Origin of the sequence: Saprospira grandis str. Lewin (assembly GCF_000250635.1) — a bacterium.
Classification (GTDB): Bacteria; Bacteroidota; Bacteroidia; order Chitinophagales; family Saprospiraceae; genus Saprospira; species Saprospira grandis.
In genome coordinates, this window is record NC_016940.1 from 2,816,336 (window position 1) to 2,838,969 (window position 22,634).

Below are 22,634 nucleotides of genomic sequence, written 5' to 3' on the forward strand. Positions count from 1 at the left end.
CAAGCAAAAAACTTGTTTTTTGCGCAGGGCCGAGCGAACAGCGAGCTGCGAAACGTAGCGCCTGCCGCAGGCAGGAGGCCCCAAATCCAATTATTGAAAATTCCAGCGAAGGCCCAGATAAAACTCACGGCCATGTAGGGGGCTGTAGGCGTAGGCCGTATCAAAATAATCGCCAAATCCAGCTTGTACATTGGGATCATTGAAGCCAGAGAGGGGCGAAATGGCTTGGCGATAATCAAAGAGATTTTGAGCGCCTAGATAAATGTCTAGTTTTTGTTTGGGAAATTGTTTGGTGATTTGCAAATTATGGATGCTAAAAGGGGTAGAACTCGTACTTCTAGATTCTGCCAGAGGATCTCCATTTTCATCTAAATCATAGACCTCGGGTAATTGCATTTTGCCTGTAAAATTAGCGGTATAGGCCATGAGTAAATTCCATGGCTTATATTCATAATTGACCGTAAGGACGCTCGAAAAAACGGGACTAAACTCTAGCGGATTCTGTTCTTTAACCCCTTGTTCATTGCTACGATATTCAAAGGCATTTTGGTAAGTCGCACCCAAATTGATTTGGAGGCCAGAGGGGAGGCCATAATTAAAGTTAAGGGCTAGTCCACGACTTTGGGCATAGCCATCGAGGTTTTCATAAATAATTGTATTGGCTTGATCATAATTGGGGATAATCGCATTGGTAAAATGAGTATAAAAAGCGTCTAGGTCAATGCTTCCTTGTCCTTGGCCCAAATTAAATATGCGTTGGATGTTAAGTGTACCGCTGACCGCCTGTTCGGGGTTTAGTTTTTCGGCAAGGACCAATTGTCTGTTGCCCGTAACAAAGGCGTGATCTTCGGCAAAAAGGTTCACCAAACGGAAGCCTGTCCCTGTATTCAGGCGAATTTTCCAATTGGCTTGAGGCTCATATTTTACACTAATTCGGGGAGAGGGGATAAGGCCATGGGCTTCATAATAATCTAGTCGTAGGCCAGAGAGGAGGGTTAATTTTTCGCCATTGGGTTTCCATTCATGTTGTCCCCAAACTCCAGGGATAAACTGTTTTTCGGCTTCATTGGTTGCCACCGTATTATCATCATAGTATTGATATCGGGCCGTCAAACCAGTTGTTAAACTATGTTTGGGGCCCAAATTGGGCATATAAAGGGCATTGAGGTAGGCAATGCGCTGCTCGGCAAAATAACCATCTGCCCCATAATAGCTATCTTGATAGTGCTGGCTAAAACTATAATCGAGTCGGATAGGGGCAGTTGTCGGAAGTTCATAGCTGCCCATCAGCTCAAAGCGTTGGGTATAAATACTCTCGCCATAAATAGAGTCGCTGCCCCGAATTTCTCGATAGGCTCGCTCTTTCATGTATTGCTCCACGCCATTTCTGCGGTCTTCATAGTAGTATTTAGCAAAGAGGTTGGCCTTCTTATTTTTAGGGCGATCGAAAGTGAATTTTCCGAAAACTGAAAGTCTATCCATGCCAATATTATCCCCAAAGCCATCCTGATTAGCATCTTCATAGCGATCGAGATAAGCATGTTGGAGGCCAATAGTAGTATTGAGCTTGCCAATTTTTTGAGAGAAGGCCAAATTAGAAAAGGCTTCTGCATGGGTGGTCCCCATAAGGTCCAAAGAAATCCTTGGCTGCTTGCTCGGCGCTTTGGTAATAATGTTAATGACCCCAGCCATAGCCTCCGATCCATAAAGCGTGGAGTTGGGCCCCTTAATGACCTCAATGCGGTCAATCATATTTTTGGGAATGCCATTTAGCCCATAAACCGAGGCTAAGTTGCCATAGGCAGGAGTACCATCTATGAGGACGGCAGCATAAGGGCCAGGCAATCCATTGATACTAATCGAATTGGTAAAGCATACCCCACAAGCAACCACCTCTTGTACGCCATTGATGAGCTTTAGGGCTTGCATAAGATTAGTTGGGGCCACTGTATTATCTAGATACTCAGCTCTGTAGACTTGAATTTTTACCGGAGAGTTTTTGACAAAATTTTCTTTGAGTTGGCCCGAAACCACCACTTCCTCTAGGCCCAAAATATCCTCTTTTAAAAAAATGCTGTCTAGCTCAAGGACTTCATTCTCCTTGAGCTGAATCATCAGCTTTTGGGACTGATAACCAATGGCTTGAATTTGTAACTCAAAGCTTCCCGCAGCTAATTCACTAAGCTGAAAGTAACCCGATTCATCTGTTGAGCAGCCTTTTTGCTGCTCAAGCAGACCAATACCCGCAAAGGGGATCGGCCGCCCTTTTTGGTCCAATAAATAACCTTGAAGACTAGCCGTCTGGGCCGAAATAGCTAGGCTGAAGAAGGATAGAAGTAAAACTAAGTACTGCTTTGCAGCTGACATAATGATCTATTTTAGTGTAGCCTAAAAATAAGTTTCTCATATTTTGATACAAAGCTAAATTAAAATAGTTTACACTACAAATTAATTTAGATTAATCTAAAAATTAGGCAGAAGCATAAAAAAAGCCCGCTTGAAAAGCGGGCTTTTTTGTTTTGGGCCAAATGATGGGTTTAGCCTAGGCGCTTAGACATGCGGATTTGTGCACGTTCGGCCTCAGAGCGGTCCATTCCAATTTGGTCAGCAAACTGATATACTTCTTCGCGAGACATATTGCCAGAGGCATGAATCGCATTTTCGATGGTATAATCTTGGGCCAATTTGATGAGATCATCGCGCTTTTTCTCTTCAAAGCTCATCATTTCGGCATATTCGTAAAGCTTATCTTTTTCCGATTGGTCAAAGTCCTTATCAGAAAGGGCTACGGCTACCGTAATCATGAAAATATTTTCGCGACCTTCCGTAGATACTTCTTCCAATTCTACTCTAGATAGGGGGGCTTCACGCATTACCTGAGCAAAGCTACCGGTATCATCATCCAAAAAGCTCTGGAAGAATTCTTTTTCTTCGGCAGCAATTTGGCCATCGGCTTTGGCCATTTCAATAAGCATACGGGCCAAGGTTTTCTTGTCGTAGGCAGAAGATAGAGGCGTTGCTTTTAGGCGCTTTTCAAACTCTGACAAACGACGAGCAATTTTCCAGCTTCTGCTGTCCTCATCATAGTAAAAATTGAAAGCCACACGCTCAAAGGCTTTTACTACAGCGGCCTTTTTCTCGGCAGCCGAAAAGCTATTGTGAGAGGTGTTGGCACGCACTACTTCGTTACCCGCCATAGAGGCAATGTTACCTGCCATACCGCCACCAACAGCGCCACGGACCATACGCATCAAAGAAGAGCGCATACGGCTCATCACGGTACGGCGGACCATATTTTTTACCTTGCTACCGGTGTCTTTTGAGTCAATACGAATGGTTCCTTTTCCTTCAAAGACCTCGCCTTCTACTTGGAATTTGCAAACCATGGTGCTATTTTCAGCCTTTTCTTCTAGGATAATCGGCTTGATTAAGTCATAAGTAATTTCCATCTGCTTTTAATACTTTTAGTTGGGTGGCGAACTAATTTTAGTTCAGTAAAAAATGTGGATGTAGGTTTCGTACGCAACAAGTTTAATAAAAAAACTTGAGATTTTGCCCAGACTCTTCTCCTTTTCTTTTCTAAGGCCTGCAGGATGTTTTTTGGGGGCTGCCCCAGCCTTCGGCTGGGTCGGGCTGTGCCGCAGCTCGCAGGTCTGCTCGGCCCTGCGCCGCCTTCGGCGGCTGGGTCTGGCCTTCGGCCACTGCTATCCATCCCTCAGCCAAGGCGCTTCGCGCCTTCCGGACCGTTTAAAAAGCTATTGCTTGGCTATTGTGGTCCATTGGCTTGGGTGCTTGATAGCCAGGGCTTTGCGCTTTGCCCCAAAAGCTCTATTTTATGGCTTTCTTCCCTTTATTTTCTCCACCTAATTGGTTAATCAAATGAATCAGCGTTCTTGGGCTACGGCCTTGCTTTTTATCTTGCTGCCTTTGGGCCTTTGGGCCATGGCGGCGCCTCCTGTAGAGTACCCCAGCACTATTACAGGCATTTTAGCCTTTGTATTTAGTTTGTTGGGCCTATTTCTGTCTATTAGTTTGACGCCTTGGTATTGGTTTTTTGGCGGTCTCTTATCTATTGGCTTTAGTTTTTGGACCCGCTACTTGGCCGATAGGGATAAAACAATGCGCTTTTGGTTGGGCTGGCATGGCTTCTGGCAGCTCATTTTAGGCGCAGCCATTTTAAATGACCCAACTTGGCTACTTACTGGCCTTTCTGCGGGCTTGACCCTTAGTTTTTTGGCTTTGGCGGTTTTGCAGGCGGTAGTGGGCTGTCTTTTCTTATTTTGGGCTATTCGGAATTATTTTGGCTGGGATTAGGGCCAAAAAAAAGTCCAGTTGCAAAAAGCAACTGGACTTTTCTGGTCCATGGGCGTCCTACAGGCGGCTTTAGCCGCCGCAGGCTGAGGGATGAGAGCAGGGCCGCCGCAGGCGGCAGACCCAAGGCTTTTGAAGCGAAGCGAAAAAGCCTGCAGGGCCGAGCGAGCAGCGAGCTGCGGACAGCCCGACCCGCCCGCAGGGCGGGGCAGCCCCAAAACCTTCTTCTAATAAGCTTTGGCAAAAAGCACTCTAGCTTTGGCGGGCGCGCCAGTGAGCACACATTTGGGCTCGGCAACTTCCTCGGCGCCAGTGGGAGTTTCTAGTGGAATACAGCGGCTAGTGGCGCCAGTGAGTTCCTTAATTTTGAGCTCGGTTTCGGTGGTCCCATCCCAATAGGCATAGGCAAAACCGCCTTTATTTTCGATTACATCGACAAACTCCTCCCAGTTGTTCACGATATGTGTTCCTTGGTCTAGGCGGGCTTTGGCCTGATTGAAAAGGTTGCTTTGAATCTCCTCGAGAAGGTTTTTGATATTTTCGGCTAGGCCTTCTAGGGGGTAGCTCATTTTTTCTTTGGTATCGCGGCGGGCCACTTCAATTTGGCCATTGGCGAGGTCGCGTTTACCGAGAGCGAGGCGGACGGGGATACCGTGCATCTCATGTTCGGCAAACTTGAAGCCGGGGCGGCGTTTGCGGTCGTTATCATACTTCACGCTAATGCCAAGCGCCTTGAGTTCCTCCATAATTTTGGCCACCACGGCATCAATTTCCTCATTGGGTTTGGGAATGGGAATGATGACCACCTGAGTGGGGGCGATGCGGGGAGGAAGGACCAGGCCTTCATCATCGGAATGCGTCATAATGAGGGCACCCATTAGGCGGGTAGACACCCCCCAAGAGGTGGCCCAAACGTATTCTTCCTTATTCTTTTCGTTGAGGTATTTCACATCAAAGGCCTTGGCAAAATTTTGTCCTAAGAAGTGAGAAGTACCGGCTTGTAGGGCCTTACCATCTTGCATAAGGGCCTCGATAGTATAGGTATCTTCGGCGCCGGCAAAGCGTTCGTAGGCTGTTTTTTCGCCTTTATAGACAGGCATAGCGAGAATTTCCTCGGCAAAACTGGCGTAAACCTCTAGCATTTGGCGGGCTTCGGCTACGGCTTCCTCTTGGCTAGCGTGGGCGGTATGGCCCTCTTGCCAGAGGAACTCTGCGGTACGGAGGAAAAAGCGGGTCCGCATTTCCCAGCGCATCACATTGGCCCATTGATTAATGAGTAGGGGAAGATCGCGATAAGAAGAAATCCAGTCGCGGTAAGTATCCCAGATAATGGTTTCGGAAGTGGGGCGGATAATGAGCTCCTCTTCTAGTTTGGCATCGGGGTCAACGACAACGCCTTGGCCATCGGGATCATTCATGAGGCGGTGGTGAGTGACCACGGCGCATTCTTTGGCAAAGCCCTCTACATGTTCGGCTTCTTTAGACAAAAAGCTTTTGGGGATGAGGAGTGGGAAATAGGCATTTTGGTGGCCTGTTTCTTTAAATCTGCGGTCCAAATCGTCGCGCATCTTTTCCCAAACAGCATAGCCATAAGGCTTAATAACCATACAGCCGCGCACCTTAGAGTTGGCGGCTAGATTGGCCTTTTTAACAATGTCTAAGTACCACTGAGAGTAGTCTTCTTGTTGGGCGGTAATCTCCTTTGCCATTGGTATATTGGTATATTTTTTGGTCCATTAATGAAGTGGACCTGAACGATAAAAGCTTAAATTAATGGAGCTTTTGGCGGCCAGAACGTTAAAGTTTAGGCAAGCGGCTGCTTTTCAAAACTTAAGCTTTAAAAAAGCTGTATATTCATTAGGCGGCCAAAAGGCCCACAAAGTTAAAAAAAGGACTAAAAGTACAGTTGAAAATACCGAAATATCTATGAAAAATCACGCACTCCCTATTTTCTTGGCTTTCTTTGCCATCTTTCTATTGGGGCCTCAGGCTTGGGGCCAATACGATGATATTTACTTTGATGGCGAGGAAGAAACTGCGGCTCAGCAGCAGAATTATCAGCAGCCGCCTAGTAATTATGATCAAAATAGCTATGATCGTCCAGAGCAAGAGTATGTAGATGCTCGTTACGATAATGCTTATGCGGCTCGTATTCGCCGCTTTCATCGTCCTGCTCGGGGCTTTAATTATTATAGCAACTACTATGTAGATAGTTATTGGTACAACCCTTATCAGCCAGGGATGAATATCTATTGCTATAATAGCTATCGTCCCCGTCGTTGGAGACGTTGGGGCTGGAACTACAGTTATGGTTGGGGCTACAATTCTTACTACAATCCTTATGATCCTTGGTATAATCCTTACAATCGTTGGGGACACAACCCTTACAACAATTGGGGCTGGGGTTATAATCCCTACAGAAGAGCTTATAATCAGGGCTATTGGAATGGCTACTATAATGGTGGTGGTGGAAACAATTGGTATTATGAAAGTTCTGCCCCCAATGCAGCCAATTATGTAACGACTCGTTACAGCCGAGGAAGCGATCCAAATATTCAGAGAAGCCGCAGCCGTGGCGTAAATGGCTATGATACGCATCAGCGGCAGCTAAATCCTTCTGCCTTGCACGCTAGTGGAAATAGCGGCAACCTAAATGCAGGCCGTAGCCGTGGGACAGAAAATAACAATAGTTATAATAGTGGCCGCAATAACAGCAGCAGCAACAATGGCGACTTAAATGCAGGTCGCAGCCGTGGGACAGAGAATAACAATAGTTATAATAGTGGTCGCAATAACAGCAGCAGTAATAATGGCGACTTAAATGCAGGCCGTAGCCGTGGGACAGAGAATAACAATAGTTATAATAGCAACCGCAATAACAGCAGCAGCAACAATGGCGACTTAAACGCAGGTCGCAGTCGTGGTTCGGAGAATAACAATAGTTATAATAGCAACCGCAACAACAGCAGCCGCAATAATGGAAATATTAACAACGGACGCAGTCGCAACAACCGTAGTTATAATAACCGCAGTAACAACTCGACGAGAAATAATGGCAGCATGAATAACCGCAGCCAGAACAACAACCGAAGTCGTTCCTTCAACAATTCTTCTCGCTCTTCTTCTCCTTCTCGTTCATCGGGAAGAAGCAGTAGCCGAAGCAATAGTTCTTCTCGTTCGTCTTCTAAATCTAAATCTTCTGGAAAGAGCAGAGGACGTTAGTGGGTCCAATTAAGCGTGTAGAAAAGCCAGCTCCCTTTTGGGGAGCTGGCTTTTTTGCGTCTAGAAAGCGAGCGCAGCGAGCTTTGGCCTAGCGATGTGGAAGGGGGGGCGAAGGCCAGACCGAGGCAGCAAAGCTGGCGACAACAAGGCTGAAAGCCGCAGTTCGATGACCGAAGGGAATAACGGCCGAGCAGAGAGCGAGCCCTGACAACCAGCCTCGAAGAGGCGCCAGTTCGACGACCAAAGGGAGTAAACGTAGCGCCGACGACCGAAGGGAGGCGGAGGCCCCAAAATACAATAAAAAAAGCCCTTCTACTGAGCAGCAGAAGGGCTTGATTATTTAGCTTAGAAGTCGTTTATTTCTTCTCCTTAACCATTTTTTCGGCGAGTTCTAGTGCTTTATAAGCGTTGACTACACCGCCTTTTTTACAAAGGTCTGTAAACTTAACGAGTTCAGAAGTACCTGGTTTGTTCACCTCATAATTGATAGGCACAACAGATTTTTCTAGGCATTCTTTGAGCTCTTGGCCAGAAAGTTCGGGATAGTAAGCTTTTACCAAAGCGGCAACACCGGCCACAACGGGAGCGGCCATACTAGTACCACTGAGGGCCTCGTATTCTCCTTCGGGAACAGTAGAGTAGATATCTACGCCGGGGGCAAAAATGTCTACTGTGCTAGCGCCATAGTTAGAGAAAACGGCTGGAGCTTCGGCGGCGCCTTTCCAAGAAAGGGCCCCTACTTCGATCCAGTTATCGGCTTCTTTGGGGCCGCGTTTGTAAGGATCTTTTCCTTTTTGGTAGAAAGGAGTAGGGAAGTTATACTCTACATCCGTGTTTTTGTTGTCGTTACCAGCGGCATGCACCAACAAAACGCCTTTTTTGGCGGCATATTTTACGGCTTTATCAACAATTTTCTTGTTGTAAGAATAAGCTTTACCGAAGCTCATATTGATAATATCGGCGCCATTGTCTACGGCATAGCGGATAGCATTGGCCACATCTTTATCGCGCTCATCTCCGTTAGGAACGGTGCGGATCGACATAATTTCTACATTGTCGGCAACGCCCATCATACCAAGGTCATTTGTACGAACGGCGGCAATGATACCGGCAACATGGGTACCGTGTTCGGCATCGGGGCCATAAACATCATTGTTTCCGTAGCGGCGTTCCGATTGTTTTTTGTAGTTATCGCCAACGGTGGGGCGGGGGTCAAAATCCTCATTGAGGAAATAATCTACATTCATGCTGAAGTAGTTCACGGCGCCTTCTAGCTGCTCTTTCATGACTTTGCTAGGCACTTGAGCCAAAGAGGGAGCCATCATGGCTGCGGCTTGCTTGAGGTCATCGCTAGCATCTTCGGGGATTTTCTCTAGGTCTTCAGCTGTAAAGTCATCGGTACCTAGTTCTTTTTCCACCAACTTGAAAGCGTCGAGGATCATGCTATATTGAGATTTGCGTTGCTTCATCTCTTTACGGCGAGTTTCGTACTCTTCTTTAATTTTCTCAAAGAAAGCCTTTTCCTTTTTGTTGAGTTTTTTCTTGGCTTTGAGCTCGCGATAGAGGCGAGTGAGTTCCAAGTTCTCATAATTGACATTTTTGCCATCGGCTCCACCAATGAAGTTCCAGCCATGGATATCATCCACATAGCCGTTTTTGTCATCATCGATACCATTGCCAGCAATCTCATCAGGGTTTACCCACATGACATCCTTGAGGTCCTCATGTTCGGGATCTACACCAGAGTCAATAACGGCCACCAAGACTTTTTTCTTGGGTTTTTTGTCCTTAAGGAGCTCTTTGTATGCTTTTTCGGTGCTTACTCCATGTACTTTATCTGCGGTAAGGTCCAAGTTGAACCAATTTTCGGGAGCTTTTTCTGCTGGGGCTTGTGCCTGTAGGCTAAGAGAAAGGGCCAAAAAGCCGATTCCTGCCACTTTAGATTTCCAATTCCAAGTCATTAGAATATAATTATAATTTAAGGTAGATAATATCTTGCGATCAATAAGAATACGCTTTTTTGTCTTGATTTATTCCTTGAGTTTTTGCTTATCCGACAAAAGACCGCCCTAAACCGACAGTTTAGGGCGGTCTTTATACTAATGCCAAAGCGGCTTTACCATTCAATCAAGGCAGAGGCCCAAGTAAATCCACTACCAAAGGCGGCCAAACAAACCAAGTCGCCTTCTTTGATCTTGCCTTCTTCCCAAGCTTCGCAAAGCGCAATTGGAATAGAAGCCGCAGTGGTGTTCCCGTATTTCTGAATGTTGTTGTAGACCTTATCATCGCTTAGGCCCATGCGTTTTTGTACAAACTGAGCAATACGCAAATTCGCCTGATGCGGAATCAACATATCAATTTCTTCAACCCCTCTTTGGTTGGCCTGTAGGGCTTCCATGATTACTTCAGGAAAACGAACTACAGCATTCTTAAAGACAAAGGGCCCGTCCATATTGGGGTAAATATGCCCAGCTTCTACCATCTCCGGCGTAATGAGCATAGAATCCCAAGCACTGTCGGTATGAAAGTCTTCGGTATCTCCCGTGAAAATTCCTCCATGTGCACCCGGATTGATATAAGCCAAACGCTCGGCATGCTCTCCCTGTGCATGCAAATGCGTAGACAAAATACCTTGGCCTTCTTTGGTAGTGGGTTGCAAAACAACAGCTCCCGCACCATCGCCAAAAATAACGGTCACATTACGGCCTCTAGTGCTAAAGTCTAAGCCCGCAGAATGCGTCTCAGAACCGACCACCAAAATATTTTTATACATGCCCGTCTTGATAAACTGATCGGCTACCGATAAGCTATACACAAAACCAGAGCATTGGTTGCGAATGTCTAAGGCGCCAATATGGCTCTTGATGCCCAATTCGCGCTGTAATAATACTCCACAACCAGGGAAGTAATAATCCGGACTCAAGGTCGCAAAAACAATAAAGTCAATATCGTCTTTGGTGATCCCCGCCCGCTCAATCGCAATTTCTGCAGCCTTTACCGCCTGTGTGGTGGTGTTCTCCTTATAACGATCTACATAACGGCGCTCCTTAATTCCAGTGCGCTCCTGAATCCACTCATCACTGGTCTCCATCACCTCTGTCAGGTCATTGTTGCTGATTACATTCTTGGGGACATAATGCCCAATTCCAGCTATTTTACTGCGTACTTGCGTCATAGTTTTTCTTTTTTTGTAGAATTTTGAAAAGCTCTGGGCGGCAAAAATAAGTTTTTTCTCCTTTTTGCTAAGATAAATTAAACGCTAATTTCATATATAGTTTAAGATCAGCCAGATGAAGCCAATAGTTTTTTGCCCCAACACAAAAAAAGCGATTTAGCCCAATCGCTAAATCGCTTTTTATAACATGCAAAAAGACTTATGTCTCTTCTACTTCCGGAAGCTGACATTCCTCCTCCGGCTTGCGGCCACATACCGTGCATTCCCCAATCTGATTCTTCAATAAAGGGTTGTTCTGTGCACATGTCCCCCGAAAATCCTCTCCCACAAAAATTTTGCGGATGTTAATGAGGAGAAAAGCAAGAATAAGTGCCCCAAATGCTACGGCTATGGTCAATAAATTGCTCATCATAAGCGCTATGTTTTTATAAATGATGTCCTTATAAACTAACGCAAAACTAAGCATTTTTTAGCGAAAAGTCGGCTTTTTAGATTTCCTTAATCTTCCTCCTCATCATCATCCCAATCAAAGTCGTCATCATCATCGTCATCGTCATCATCGTCATCATCATCATCATCATCATCATCATCGTCATCATCATCATCATCATCGTCGTCGTCATCATCATCCCAGTCAAAATCCTCTTCTTCCGCCGCCATTTCAACAACTTCCTCTTCCACCACCACAGTTTCCTCTACCACCGCCTCTTCCTGAGGGGCTTCCACTTCAGCAACTTCTTCTAGCGGTTTTTCTTCTTCCTGCCCGCCTATTTGGGCCGTAGAAAATTGCACTTTGGTCAATCCTCGCTTAAAAAATTTGGCTCTCTCTTCCTTAGAACGGCGCGATACTAATTTTTTCATTTCCTTTAGTTTTTTTCGTGAAAAGCAACAGCAGTTGCCTGAGTTTGTTTGCCAAACAAATTAGGAAAAAAAAACGGCTTATCTGTTTTATCTGCTGATAAATCTATTCAGCGCTTTAGATTATGTAACTCCTCCTTATTTTAACCAAATTTATGTTGGTTGTTCTGTTTTTTTAGGGGCTGCCCCTGCGGCCTTTCAGGCCTTGGGTCGGGCTGTGTCAGGGCTCGCAGGTCTGCTCGGCCCTGCAGTTTTTTCGCTACGCTCAAAAACTTTGGTCTGCGGCTGCGCCGCCCCCTTTTCCATCCCTCATCCGCTCATCATTGGCCCTTCTCTTTGGCTTTTTCTTCGGCCCTCTTTTCCTTTTTTTTAAGGCAAAAAAGGCCTTTTACCCCTTTTTTAAGCCAAAACCCCTTGTTTTTGTCATTATTTTGACTAAAAACTGGAAATCTATTTACTTTTTGCGTATAAAATAACTAACTTGTCTTATCTCTTAGATGTTGAGCAGTATAAAGGTATGGGCCTTTCACAATTTTAATCTGCCCCTTTACCTCAAATCCTGCTCTTTAGACTGAAGTCTTATGATTGTACGTTTTGGTTTGAGCCTGCAAGAGCAAATTTTTCCGCTCTGGGAAGAAGGCATCGATTATAGTTGTGGCCCACAACAACTCATTGAGTTCCTAGAGGAACAGTTGGGCATTGGTTATCCCGATAATAAGGCCTTTTTGCGCGTAGAGCAATATCGGCAACTCCTCGCTTTGTATCTAGAAAAAAATAAAGAGGCCTTTTTTGCTGCCTCTTTTTCAGCAGATCCATTAGCTACTGCCCAAGCGCTGCTCGATCGCCGAGATGAACTCTATCTCTCTAGCTGGGATTTTGCTATCAGAACCCAAATGCCTAGCCGCTTGCGTACGCTAGCCGAATTAGAACGGCTGCTCCAACGCCAAGAGGAAATTCAACTCGCCCCCGCTTTTGCCGAGCGCTTCCGCCAGGTCTTTTCTTATATCGAAAAGGGCCGAAAACAACCCATTTCTAAGTTGTTGCTGCAAGAAGCCGAAACCCTCTGGCCCCCTTACTGGCAGCGCTTTTTTGAGTTGATGAAGCAGGAGGGTGTCCTGATTGAAAATTTAGCAGAACCCCAACCCCTAGCCAATAAACAGTTGGGCCAATTGCAAGCCCGCCTGCTCGGCCAAGAGATCCCTAAAGCCAATACCGAAAAAGCCGACGGCTCTATTTTGGTCCTCAAAGCAGAGAGTGAAGCCTATGCCGCCGCTTATTTGGCCAAGCTTTTTGCCCAAATGCCCGATCTAAAACCGCTTTGCCTACTCTCTAATAAAAATAGAGCTTTAGATAATGCATTGGTCCAAGAAGGCTTGCCCTCTTTTGGGGTAGAATCAGCCTCTCTGGCCCGACCCAGCCTGCAAATTCTTAAGCTCATTAGCTCTTTTCTCTGGCAACCCCTCAACCCTTACCGTTTACTGGAGTTTTTGTCTCTCCCCAATATTCCGCTGCATAAGGGCCTAGCGGTTAAATTAGCAGAGTCTATTTCTGAAAAACCTGGCCTCTTTAGCGCCCTCTGGTTTCGCAAAAAAGAGGAGTTCGTTCAAGACATGAAGGCCCAAATCGAAAGAGCAGGCCCCCGTATTGCCAAAAAACTAGAAGCAGAATTGGCCCAAGCCGAAAAAGATTATAGCTTCTGGTTCGAACGCCGCCGCTACGACTCTCGCCAATTATTACCCGTCCGAGAATTAGTCGAAATTTTCGATTACCTCCGCCTTTGGGCCCTCAAATTGGTGGATGAGCAAAAGAAGCAAGTTGATAAGATTGATAAAAAACTCAATAAATCAGATCTAGAAGAGGCCAAGGAACAACAACTAGAACGCCAAAGAGAAGAAATTTTGGCGGCCCAAAAACCCATTCTCCGCCTCTATGAACAAGCTGGCCGCCTCCTGCTTTTGCTGCAGAGTTTGGCCAAAAAGGAACAAGGAGTGGGCTACCTACAGCTCGAACGCTTGGTCAAACAGGTTAACCAAGCCGTAGCTATTCCTTTCCGCCCTAGCGAATTGGGCCATGCGCCCTTTGTCTATGAACCCGCCGCAATTGTGGGCAATAGCCCTCAGCTGCTTTGGTGGAATTTTGTCGACCCACAGCGAAATATTGGCTTTGAACGCTGGTATAAGCAAGAACGGGCTTATCTGGAAAAAAGAGCAATTGAGCTGGAGACCTTGAGCCAAATTAACTTGCGCAATATCTGGCAACGCATCCGCCCAATCTTACACTGTAGAGAACAACTCATTTTGGTCCTTCCCGCCAAAGTAGAAGGCCGAGAACAACATCCTCACCCGCTTTGGGGCGATATGCAGGCCCTTTTTGGCGATTTGCTCGATAGCTTTAGTATTCAACTAGAAGAGGCCAAAAGCTCTACTTATTTTCAACAGTATTTTGAGCTGGCCCAAGAAGAAAAATTGCGGCCTAGCCCACTCAAGTCGCCCTCGCCTTATATCCGTTTGGGCCAACAAGAAGGAGGCGCTGGCCTGCTCAGCGAACGAAAAAATGAGTCCTTTAGCTCTTTAGATAAGCTGTTTTATTATCCTTACCAATGGGTGTTCCGCTACCTGATTGGCCTGAATAAGTCTTCTATTTTGCAGGTCTCTAGCGAAAATCGCCTAAAAGGGAATTTATCGCATGTGCTTTTTGAACGCCTCTTTGATCTGATGGTGGAAGAGCCTAAAACTTGGAGCAAAACAGAATTAGAAGCTTGGATTGATAAAACCTTACCGACAATTATTGAACGAGAGGGAGCGGTTTTGCTAATGTATGGCAAAGAAGCCGACCGCATTAGTTTTATCAATAAAATGAAGTTTTCTGCCTGGACCCTCATTTCGGCTATTCAGCGGAATGGCTGGAGCGTGAAAGCTTCTGAAATGGCCGTAGAAGGCGAACTTTGTGGCCAAAAAATTAAAGGTATTGCCGATTTGGTCCTTTATCGAGAACGGAATGGCCAAGCAGAAACTGCTGTTTTGGACCTCAAGTGGAAGGGCAAGAGTTTTTATCGCCAAAGTCTACAAAATAATGATGATTTGCAGCTGGTGGTTTACTCTAAGTTCCTTTCTGAACAAGAAGGACAATGGGCCCATAGTGGTTATTATATTATTAGCGAGGGAATTATTTTGTCTCGAAATAACCAAGCCTTTGCCGAAGCCGAAGCCGTTTCTCCCGAAATTGATGCGATCCAACAACAAAGCAAAACTTGGCAGGAGATGGAGAATACTTACCTCTGGAGAATGCAACAACTTCAAGAGGGCCAAATTGAGCTGCGCAATGAACACACGCAATCTGCCTTAGAAGAAATTTTGCAGTCGCAAGGGTTGCTAGACCTTTTAGAAATGCGCCAAGAATCGGCCAAATATGATATTTATAGAGTGTTGGTCCAACCCATGGCTTAAGTAAAAATGAAGTTCTATTTTGGCGCCTCCATTTGAAGAAGGCGCCTTTTTTTTGCAATTTTGTTTGCCGCCAAGCGTATCTTGGCCCAGCGCTGCGGAGTGGGTGGCCAAAGGCCAGACCGAGTTTTTTGAGCGTAGCGAAAAAAACGAAGGGCCGAGCGAAGAGCGAGCCCCGCAGCATAGCGGCGGCCGACCTAGCCGAAGGCTAGCCGGCCGCGGGCCCCAAAAAAAACAGAAGAATTATGCAAAAATGGATATGGATTTGGGCCTTGGCCCTTTGTTTTTCCTGCCAAACAGAAGGTCCAAAAAAAGAAACTGTTGCCCGCCCAAAAGTAGAAAGCGATAGCTTATTGCCTGCCGCCAGAGCCTTGAAAAGCAATCGGGCAAAATCCTTTGAGGCCTACTGCTTTTTTGAAGGAGACGACCCACAAAACCAGCTGGATAGCTTGGCCGCCGCCGCTTGGTGGGCCCAAATGCAGCAGGAAGAGGGCTGGCATCAGGCCAAAAATTTACTGAAAGAAAAAGGCGGAGGCCCCTTGGGCGCAGAATGGAACGCCAATACCGATTTGTATGTCTTGCTCCGTTTTCCAGCAGACTATAATGGCGATTTTCGCTTGAGTTATGGAACCCTAGAGCAAGATTTTAAGGGTGAACCCTATCGACAGGCGGAGGGGCTTTTGCTTTTCCGTTTGCCGCAGGAAATTTGGGCCATGAAAGCCAGCCAACAGCCCCAGCCCAAGGATTATCCGCTCCTTTTTTCTGAAGAAGAAATGCAAGCGCATGCCGAGGATCCCGCTATTTTTCGGGCGGCCGAGTTTTTGCCGATACGTATATATTATAAGGGGGAGCTATTCCGTAGTTTCTACCTGCGCTTTGCTTATGGCGAGTAGCCAATTGCGTAAATATTCGCCTTGGCCTTTTCGCTTTTTGGCTTTGTAGTACCATTTTGCGGTAACGGCCAGATGGCTGGCGCCTCGGATGCAATAAAAAGAGTAGGGCAGGCCCTTCTGCTCTAGGCTTCGGGCGAAAGAGGCCGAAGCTCGAAAATCGACTAGGCCATCTCGGTTGCCATGTAATAAAAGAGCGGGGAAGTCGTCTTGGACATCGATTAAATAAACGGGATTGGCCAATTTGAAATTAACAGATTGCTTACTTCCTGCATATTGCCGCAGGGGCAAACTTGGCTCCATCTGATTGAGGTCTAGCGCGCCAGCAATAGAAAAAAATCCGCTAATATTTGCGCTGCTTAGGCCCAAATTGGCTAGCCGTTCTTGGTCGTAGGCCAAAAGAGCCGCCAGGTTTCCCCCTGCAGAACTTCCGCCAATAACCCATTGACTTTTGGGGAGCGAAATGCCCCAATGCTTGCTAGCGGCTAAAATAGCCTGGTCAATATCGAGCTGTAAATCTTCTTGGCAATAATCGGGGGCCAAGCGATAGGCGGGCATCACCAAACGGTAACCCAAATCGGTAAATAGTTGGGCCAAATGCTGATGCTGCTCAGGCTTGCCCGTTCGCCAAGCGCCACCATGCACATAAAAAATAATGGGGGCTTGTTCGGCCCCGCCCAAAGGCTCGTAGAGCCAAAGATACTGCCGCTCTTCTGGACCATATTGAAGGCGTTGCCGCTCTGCTTGGGCCGGAGCTTGCCGATTGAGCCGAAAAGCGTGAACGGGATAAGCGAGTACTTCCCAAATACTGCCCGAGGTTTTGTTCTGGGCCCAACTGCTGGCCGAAAAGACCAAAAAAAAGAGCAAAAAGTAAAATTTCAGTTTCATTGAACAACTGTTTAGTTTTTACTTTTTGCTCCACAAAGAAAGCACCAAAAATAGTGGGGAAATCAATCTTCAAATCGAAGTTGATAGGGCCGTTGCATTTGGGCGGCCAGCTCGCCTAAAGAGAAGGCCCCAAAGAAACGGTAAAACTCTTTGCCCTCAAAAAAAACGAGGAGCAGCGGGACCGAAAAGGCGTTGTGCTGGGCGGCTCGCTCGGGCTCAGTCATACAATCAATGACCTCTAGTTCCATTTTGGGATAATGCTCGGCCACAAACTCCGAAAGTTTGGGCAAAAGGGCATGGCAAACCCCACATTGGGGTTGCGTGAAGTAGAGAAATTTATCCATCTTATTGCAGTTAAAAAGGGCTGACTCTAAGAAGAGTCAGCCCTTTTTTGAGTCAAAAGACCATCAAATTTAGTTCTGATGGGCCAAAAAAGCACTCAAAATGCGGTTAAACTCATCAGGACGCTCCATCATTGGGGCATGTCCACATTTATCGATGTAATATAGCTGAGATTTCTCAATTCCTTTGTGAAAATCCTCACCAACAAAAGGGGGCGTAATGCGGTCTTGCTTTCCCCAAATGAGCAAAGTAGGAACCTTAATATTATGTAGGCGATTTTCTACATTATCACGAATTGCAGAACGAGCACAAGCGACCACGCGAATGGCTTTTTCGTTATTGTTGACAATCTCGAAAAGGCTGTCTACCAACTCTTTGCTAGCCGTAGCGGGATCGTAGAAGGTATATTCTGCTTTGCGTTCAATAAAAGTATAGCTTTTCCGCTTGGGAAAGGTGTTGCCCAAAGTGTTCTCAAAAAGTCCAGAGCTACCCGTTAGGATAAGGCTTTTTAGGCGATCTTGCTCTTCTAGGGCCATAAATAGGCTGACGTGCCCACCCAAAGAATTGCCCAAAACGTGCATTTTTTCTGTCTCTCCTTTGGCTTCTAAAAATTCGACCACATAATTCTTAAGATAGCCCACAGAAAGCTCTCTTAGTGGCGCTTCATAGATAGGAAGTACAGGGACCAAAATGCGGTAATCCTTGCGAAAGTGTTCGATAATAGTACCGAAGTTACTAAGGGCCCCAAAAAGACCATGCAAAAGCAAAAGGGTTTCCCCTTGCCCTTCTTCTATATATTGGAACTTTCCTAGCTCCTTGACTTTGTAGTCCATAACTGAGAAATTCTTATGTTACTGATAATCAATCAAAAAGGCCCTGGAGGGGCCTTAATTGGCCTCAAAAATACATCTTTTAGATTAGTTATGGACCGCAAACCCCTATTTTATATTAAAAAACTTTGATTTCTTTTACCTTACTGCAGGAGCACAAGCCTAAAAAAGGCTATTTTCGCCCATCCTTTTATAGACCAAAATTGATCTCATGCAGCTTGCTCAAATTTATACTACTTTTTTATCGGCTAAGGGCCTTTGTATCGATAGTCGCCAAGTTCAACCGGGCGATTTGTTTTTTGCCTTGGGTCAAAAAGATGAAAATGGCCAACACAAAGGCAATGATTTTGCAGAAATGGCCCTGCAAAAAGGAGCCTTGGCCGCTATTATCAATGCCCCGCAGCTAAAAGCCAAATATGCAGAGGATGAACGCTATATTTTAGTCGAAGATGTGGAAGTTTGTCTACAGCAGCTGGCCCAATATCACCGAAAACAAATCGATATTCCAGTAATTGCTGTGGTGGGCTCTAATGGCAAAACCACCTGCCGCCAATTACTTTATTTGCTGCTCTCTCAAAATTATGATTGTTGGGCCACCCCCGGCAATTTTAATAACCATTTGGGCCTCCCCCTTTCTGTGCTGCAAATTAAAAACGAACATGAGTTGGCCATCCTAGAAATTGGGGCCAATCACCTAGGCGAAACCGCCGCCCTCTGCGAAATTGCAGCCCCTACTCATGGCCTGATTACTAATCACGGTAAAGACCATTTGGGCGAATATGGCTCGCTGGAAAATATCCAGAAAGCGAATCATGAGCTCTATGATTATTTGGCCAAAACAAACGGCCAAGCTTTTGTCTATGGTCAAGATCCAGTAATGATGAAGGCCGCCAAACAACTAAAAAATCCCATTTTTTACGGCCGCTCTAAGGACTATACGCAGGCAAAAGTGCTCCAAGCTCCCGATCTAAAACTAGAGATCCAATTGGGCAAAAGAAAGTTGTCGGTAAAGATGAATCTCTTTGGCGAGTTTTGGGCGCCCACCGTCTTGGCCGCCGCCACAATTGCCGATTATTTTGCCCTGCCCGCCGCTGTCATTAAACAGGCCCTGCAAAGCTATAGCCCGCAATCGCTCCGCTCCGAACGCCGAAACTGGAATAATCAAGCCGTTTTACTCGATTGCTATAATGCAAATCCTAGCAGTATGCAGGTCTTTCTGCAGGCCGCTCTAGCCGAGAAATCTGCCCCAAAAGTCTTTGTCCTTGGCGAAATGCTGGAGCTCGGTAACTTTAGCCAAAATGAACATCAAACCCTTTTGGACCAACTCGCTAGCGAAAAAAATATTCAGCTTCTCCTCTTTGGCCCTAGCTTTTTGGGCTTGTCGCTGCCTCCTTTCGCCCAACATTTTGAGCATCTGGACCAACTGCAGCAGGCTTTGCCCACTTCTGCCCACGCCATTTATGTCAAGGGCTCTAGGGGCAACCGCCTAGAACAACTCTTTGAGGAAGTAAAGGAATTGAATTAGTCTATTATTTTTTTGGGGCTGCCCCGCCCTTCGGGCGGGTCGCTCCCTTCTGGGCTCGCAGGTCTGCTCGGCCCTGCGCAAAAAAGCGCAAAGCGCTTTTTTGCTGGGTCTGGCCCTTCGGGCCACCCGACAGGCAGCTCAGCCTGCGGCGGCTTCGCCGCCTGTAGAACGCAGAAATTTGGACCAAAAAAAAGCGATCCCACTGGGGATCGCTTTTTTACTTAGCACATAAAGTTTAGTCTTCCAACTCTAGCTCTTTCTCTTCTTCTTTTTTAGTAAACAAGAGTTTTTCTTGCCCTTTTGGAAGATCGACATAAATGAGGTCGCCAGGCGCAAATTGGCTCGCCAATAGGGCCTTAGACAACTCATTGACCAATTCTCTTTGGAGTACCCGCTTCATGGGGCGGGCACCAAAGGCGGGCTCATAACCCAAATCGGCTAGGTAGTCAATGGCTGCTTCAGAAAGCTCAATATCAAAGCCTTGGCCCAACACTCTTTTGCGAATACCTTTCAATAGCAAATAAAGAATCTGCTTGATTTCTTCGCGGTTGAGCATAGTAAACATGACCGTTTCATCAATTCGGTTGAGAAACTCTGGACGAACATGGTCCTTGAGGCGCTCAATGACTTCCAGTTTGGTCGTTTCAATGATCGCTTGGCGTTTGCTGGCATCTACATGATCTAAACCATCAAAATTATCTTGGATCACATCGGCCCCCATATTGGTGGTCATGATGATAATCGTATTCTTAAAGTCCGCTACACGGCCTTTGTTATCGGTAAGGCGGCCATCATCTAGGACCTGCAACAAAATATTGAAGGTGTCGGGATGGGCCTTCTCAATTTCATCCAGTAGAATGATAGAGTAGGGCTTCTGGCGAACCGCATTGGTCAATTGTCCGCCCTCCTCATAGCCTACATAACCGGGAGGTGGTCCCACCAGGCGAGAAACAGCATGTTTCTCCATATACTCCGACATATCAAAGCGGGTAATCGCTGTTTCATCATTAAAGAGAAGTTCCGCCAGGGCTTTGGCCAATTCTGTTTTACCGACTCCCGTTGTTCCCATAAAGAGGAAAGAACCAATGGGCTTTTTGGCATCTTGTAGGCCCGCACGGCTACGGCGAACTGCATCAGAAACGGCTTGTACGGCCTCTCTTTGGCCAATAATTCGCTTACCAATTTCATCTTCTAGGCGAAGCAGCTTCTCTCTTTCGCTTTCGAGCATTTTGGCCACGGGAATACCCGTCCAGCGAGCAACAACCTCAGCAATATCATTAGCATCTACCTCCCCATCAGTCAGGCGTTTTTCTGGAGAGAGGGTTTCTAGTTGGGCCTCTGCATTGGCCAAGATAGTTTCCTGCTCTTTAATTTTACCATATTCCAATTCGGCCACTTTGGCGTAATCGCTATTGCGGCGGGCTTCTTCAGCTTCTAGGCGGTATTTCTCAATTTCAGACTTACAAGACTGAATGATATTGATGAGTTCTTTTTCAGATTCCCAGGCGGCTTTTAGGACCGTCAGTTCTTCCGAGATATTGGCAATTTGCTCATTGATGGCATCCAATCGTTTTTGGTCGCCATCTCGTTTTACGGCCTCTCTTTCAATTTCTAGCTGACGGCCTTTGCGGTCCAATTCATCTAGTTTTTCGGGCATAGAGTTTAGCTCTAAGCGAAGTTTAGCGGCGGCCTCATCCATCAAATCGATCGCTTTATCGGGTAGGGCACGATCACTAATATAGCGATGAGAAAGTTCTGCCGCAGCAATGAGGGCCCCATCGAGAATGCGAACTTGGTGGTGGTTTTCGTAGCGCTCTCTGAGTCCGCGCAAAATGGCCACCGTTTCTTCCATAGAAGGCTGGTCGATGACAATTTTCTGGAATCGTCTTTCTAGGGCTTTATCCGTTTCAAAGTACTTTTGGTACTCATCTAGGGTAGTGGCACCAATGGCCCGTAGTTCTCCACGGGCAAGGGCGGGCTTGAGGATATTGGCGGCATCCATGGCGCCTCCACCTCCGCCAGCACCAACCAGCGTATGAATTTCATCAATAAAGAGGATGACATTATTAGAGGTGGTTACTTCTTTGACCACCGCTTTGAGGCGCTCCTCAAATTCTCCTTTATATTTGGCTCCAGCAACTAGAGCGGCTAGATCGAGGCCAAAAACGGTTTTATCTTTTAGGTTTTCGGGCACATCATTATTAACGATACGCCAAGCTAGACCTTCTACGATGGCGGTTTTTCCCACACCGGGTTCTCCGATGAGGATGGGGTTGTTCTTTTTGCGGCGAGAGAGGATATGGAGCAGGCGGCGAATTTCATCATCGCGGCCGATAATGCGGTCCAATTTTCCGTTGCGGCATTGTTCATTATAGTTTACCCCATATTTGCGGAGGGCATTAAATTCATTTTCGCCACTTTCGCTTTTGACGGTGCGGCCTTTGCGCAATTCCTTAATGGCATCGCCAAGTAGTTTTTCGTTGGCGCCAAGGCTGCGGAGTAGGCGAGTGGTTTTATCGTCTACGGAGAAAATACCCGCTAAAATCATATCGAGGGCCACAAACTCATCGCCGAAATCGCGGGCCAGGTTTTGGGCATTTTGGATGGCTAGGCTGGCCTCTTTAGAGAGGTGGCTACCCGAGTTGCTACCATAGACTTTAGGGTAGGTATCCATAATCACCTCTAGCTTTTGCTTGAGGTCTGTAAGGTTGACGGATAATTTTTTGAGCAGGTAGCCCACTACATTATCATCCACTTCTAACATAGCGGCTAATAAATGGGCCAATTGAACGTCTTGTTGTTGGCGGCCACGCACGTATTCTTGTGCTTTGAGTACGGCCTGCCGGGCTTTTTCGGTGAATTTATCAAACATAATATATAGGGCTTATTGATATAGTAGATGGAGATTTATACAATTTGATCTTTTCTTTTCAAAAGCAAATCCAATTCTTGAAGTTAAGGCAAAATGGCAGTTTTCCAAAGCTTTAGCTGACATTTTGGGTGTTTTCGGTTCCTAATCCGTGACATTTTTTCCGATTGCCGATTTTAGGTCCAATAGGCGGCGGCGGAGCCGCCCCCAAGGCGCGCAGCGCCTCGGCTGAGGGATGGACAGCAGTGGCCGCAGGCCAGACCTAGCGGGCGCAGCCCACG

16 protein-coding genes are annotated in these 22,634 nt (G+C 46.4%); 5 read left to right on the forward strand and 11 right to left on the reverse strand.

Translation table 11 applies throughout. The features are described from left to right. Positions 1–90 precede the first annotated feature (90 nt). Positions 91–2,367 (reverse strand): TonB-dependent receptor, encoded by a 2,277-nt coding sequence (locus tag SGRA_RS12480; RefSeq protein ID WP_015693077.1) that lies wholly within the window; start codon positions 2,365–2,367, stop codon positions 91–93. A gap of 170 nt (positions 2,368–2,537) precedes the next feature. After that, the gene (locus tag SGRA_RS12485) at positions 2,538–3,449 is read right to left on the reverse strand and encodes a tellurite resistance TerB family protein (protein ID WP_015693078.1); all 912 of its coding nucleotides are present in this window, start codon (positions 3,447–3,449) and stop codon (positions 2,538–2,540) included. Positions 3,450–3,879: 430 nt separating this feature from the next. On the opposite strand from SGRA_RS12485, the gene SGRA_RS12490 reads away from it, so the two are divergent. Next, on the forward strand, positions 3,880–4,314 hold the full coding sequence (locus SGRA_RS12490; RefSeq protein ID WP_015693080.1) for a hypothetical protein: 435 nt from the start codon (positions 3,880–3,882) through the stop codon (positions 4,312–4,314). A 224-nt stretch (positions 4,315–4,538) separates the two neighbouring features. Here the strand turns inward: SGRA_RS12490 and proS are convergent, their stop codons facing one another. Continuing rightward, complete coding sequence (proS, locus tag SGRA_RS12500) at positions 4,539–6,020, reverse strand: proline--tRNA ligase (RefSeq protein WP_015693082.1); 1,482 nt, start codon at positions 6,018–6,020, stop codon at positions 4,539–4,541. Between the two features lie 217 nt (positions 6,021–6,237). Here proS and SGRA_RS12505 point away from each other — a divergent pair, with 217 nt between their 5' ends. Next, complete coding sequence (locus SGRA_RS12505) at positions 6,238–7,533, forward strand: serine/threonine protein kinase (protein WP_245538554.1); 1,296 nt, start codon at positions 6,238–6,240, stop codon at positions 7,531–7,533. A 356-nt stretch (positions 7,534–7,889) separates the two neighbouring features. Here SGRA_RS12505 and SGRA_RS12510 read toward each other — a convergent pair whose 3' ends face one another. From SGRA_RS12510 to SGRA_RS23830, 4 genes are all read right to left on the reverse strand, one after another. Next, entirely contained in the window at positions 7,890–9,494 is a 1,605-nt protein-coding gene (locus SGRA_RS12510) for a S8 family peptidase (protein ID WP_015693084.1), read from the reverse strand. Between the two features lie 155 nt (positions 9,495–9,649). Beyond that, entirely contained in the window at positions 9,650–10,708 is a 1,059-nt protein-coding gene (locus tag SGRA_RS12515; protein WP_015693085.1) for a 3-oxoacyl-ACP synthase III family protein, read from the reverse strand. Positions 10,709–10,907: 199 nt separating this feature from the next. Continuing rightward, on the reverse strand, positions 10,908–11,120 hold the full coding sequence (locus SGRA_RS12520; protein ID WP_041329922.1) for a hypothetical protein: 213 nt from the start codon (positions 11,118–11,120) through the stop codon (positions 10,908–10,910). 86 nt (positions 11,121–11,206) lie between these two features. After that, complete coding sequence (locus SGRA_RS23830) at positions 11,207–11,569, reverse strand: hypothetical protein (protein WP_015693087.1); 363 nt, start codon at positions 11,567–11,569, stop codon at positions 11,207–11,209. 578 nt (positions 11,570–12,147) lie between these two features. Between SGRA_RS23830 and SGRA_RS12530 the strand changes: the two genes are divergently transcribed. Both SGRA_RS12530 and SGRA_RS12540 read left to right on the forward strand, forming a co-directional pair. After that, entirely contained in the window at positions 12,148–15,012 is a 2,865-nt protein-coding gene (locus SGRA_RS12530; RefSeq protein ID WP_015693089.1) for a PD-(D/E)XK nuclease family protein, read from the forward strand. Between the two features lie 242 nt (positions 15,013–15,254). Further along, a complete protein-coding gene (locus tag SGRA_RS12540; protein ID WP_071823186.1) occupies positions 15,255–15,902 on the forward strand; it encodes a hypothetical protein in 648 nt (215 codons plus the stop codon). Here SGRA_RS12540 and SGRA_RS12545 read toward each other — a convergent pair. From SGRA_RS12545 to SGRA_RS12555, 3 genes are all read right to left on the reverse strand, one after another. After that, complete coding sequence (locus tag SGRA_RS12545; RefSeq protein ID WP_015693092.1) at positions 15,861–16,787, reverse strand: alpha/beta hydrolase; 927 nt, start codon at positions 16,785–16,787, stop codon at positions 15,861–15,863. The two genes, SGRA_RS12540 and SGRA_RS12545, sit on opposite strands and share 42 nt — an antisense overlap. A gap of 62 nt (positions 16,788–16,849) precedes the next feature. Further along, on the reverse strand, positions 16,850–17,131 hold the full coding sequence (locus SGRA_RS12550; protein ID WP_015693093.1) for a thioredoxin family protein: 282 nt from the start codon (positions 17,129–17,131) through the stop codon (positions 16,850–16,852). 69 nt (positions 17,132–17,200) lie between these two features. Beyond that, positions 17,201–17,962 carry an alpha/beta fold hydrolase gene (locus SGRA_RS12555; RefSeq protein ID WP_015693094.1) on the reverse strand — a complete coding sequence of 254 codons (762 nt, stop codon included), beginning with the start codon at positions 17,960–17,962 and terminating at the stop codon, positions 17,201–17,203. 208 nt (positions 17,963–18,170) lie between these two features. Between SGRA_RS12555 and SGRA_RS12560 the strand changes: the two genes are divergently transcribed. Then, positions 18,171–19,484, forward strand: coding sequence for a UDP-N-acetylmuramoyl-tripeptide--D-alanyl-D-alanine ligase (locus SGRA_RS12560; RefSeq protein ID WP_015693096.1), 1,314 nt, complete (start codon positions 18,171–18,173; stop codon positions 19,482–19,484). A gap of 235 nt (positions 19,485–19,719) precedes the next feature. On the opposite strand, the gene SGRA_RS12570 is transcribed toward SGRA_RS12560, so the two are convergent. Then, positions 19,720–22,356 (reverse strand): ATP-dependent Clp protease ATP-binding subunit, encoded by a 2,637-nt coding sequence (locus SGRA_RS12570; protein ID WP_015693098.1) that lies wholly within the window; start codon positions 22,354–22,356, stop codon positions 19,720–19,722. Between the last annotated feature and the right edge of the window lie 278 nt (positions 22,357–22,634).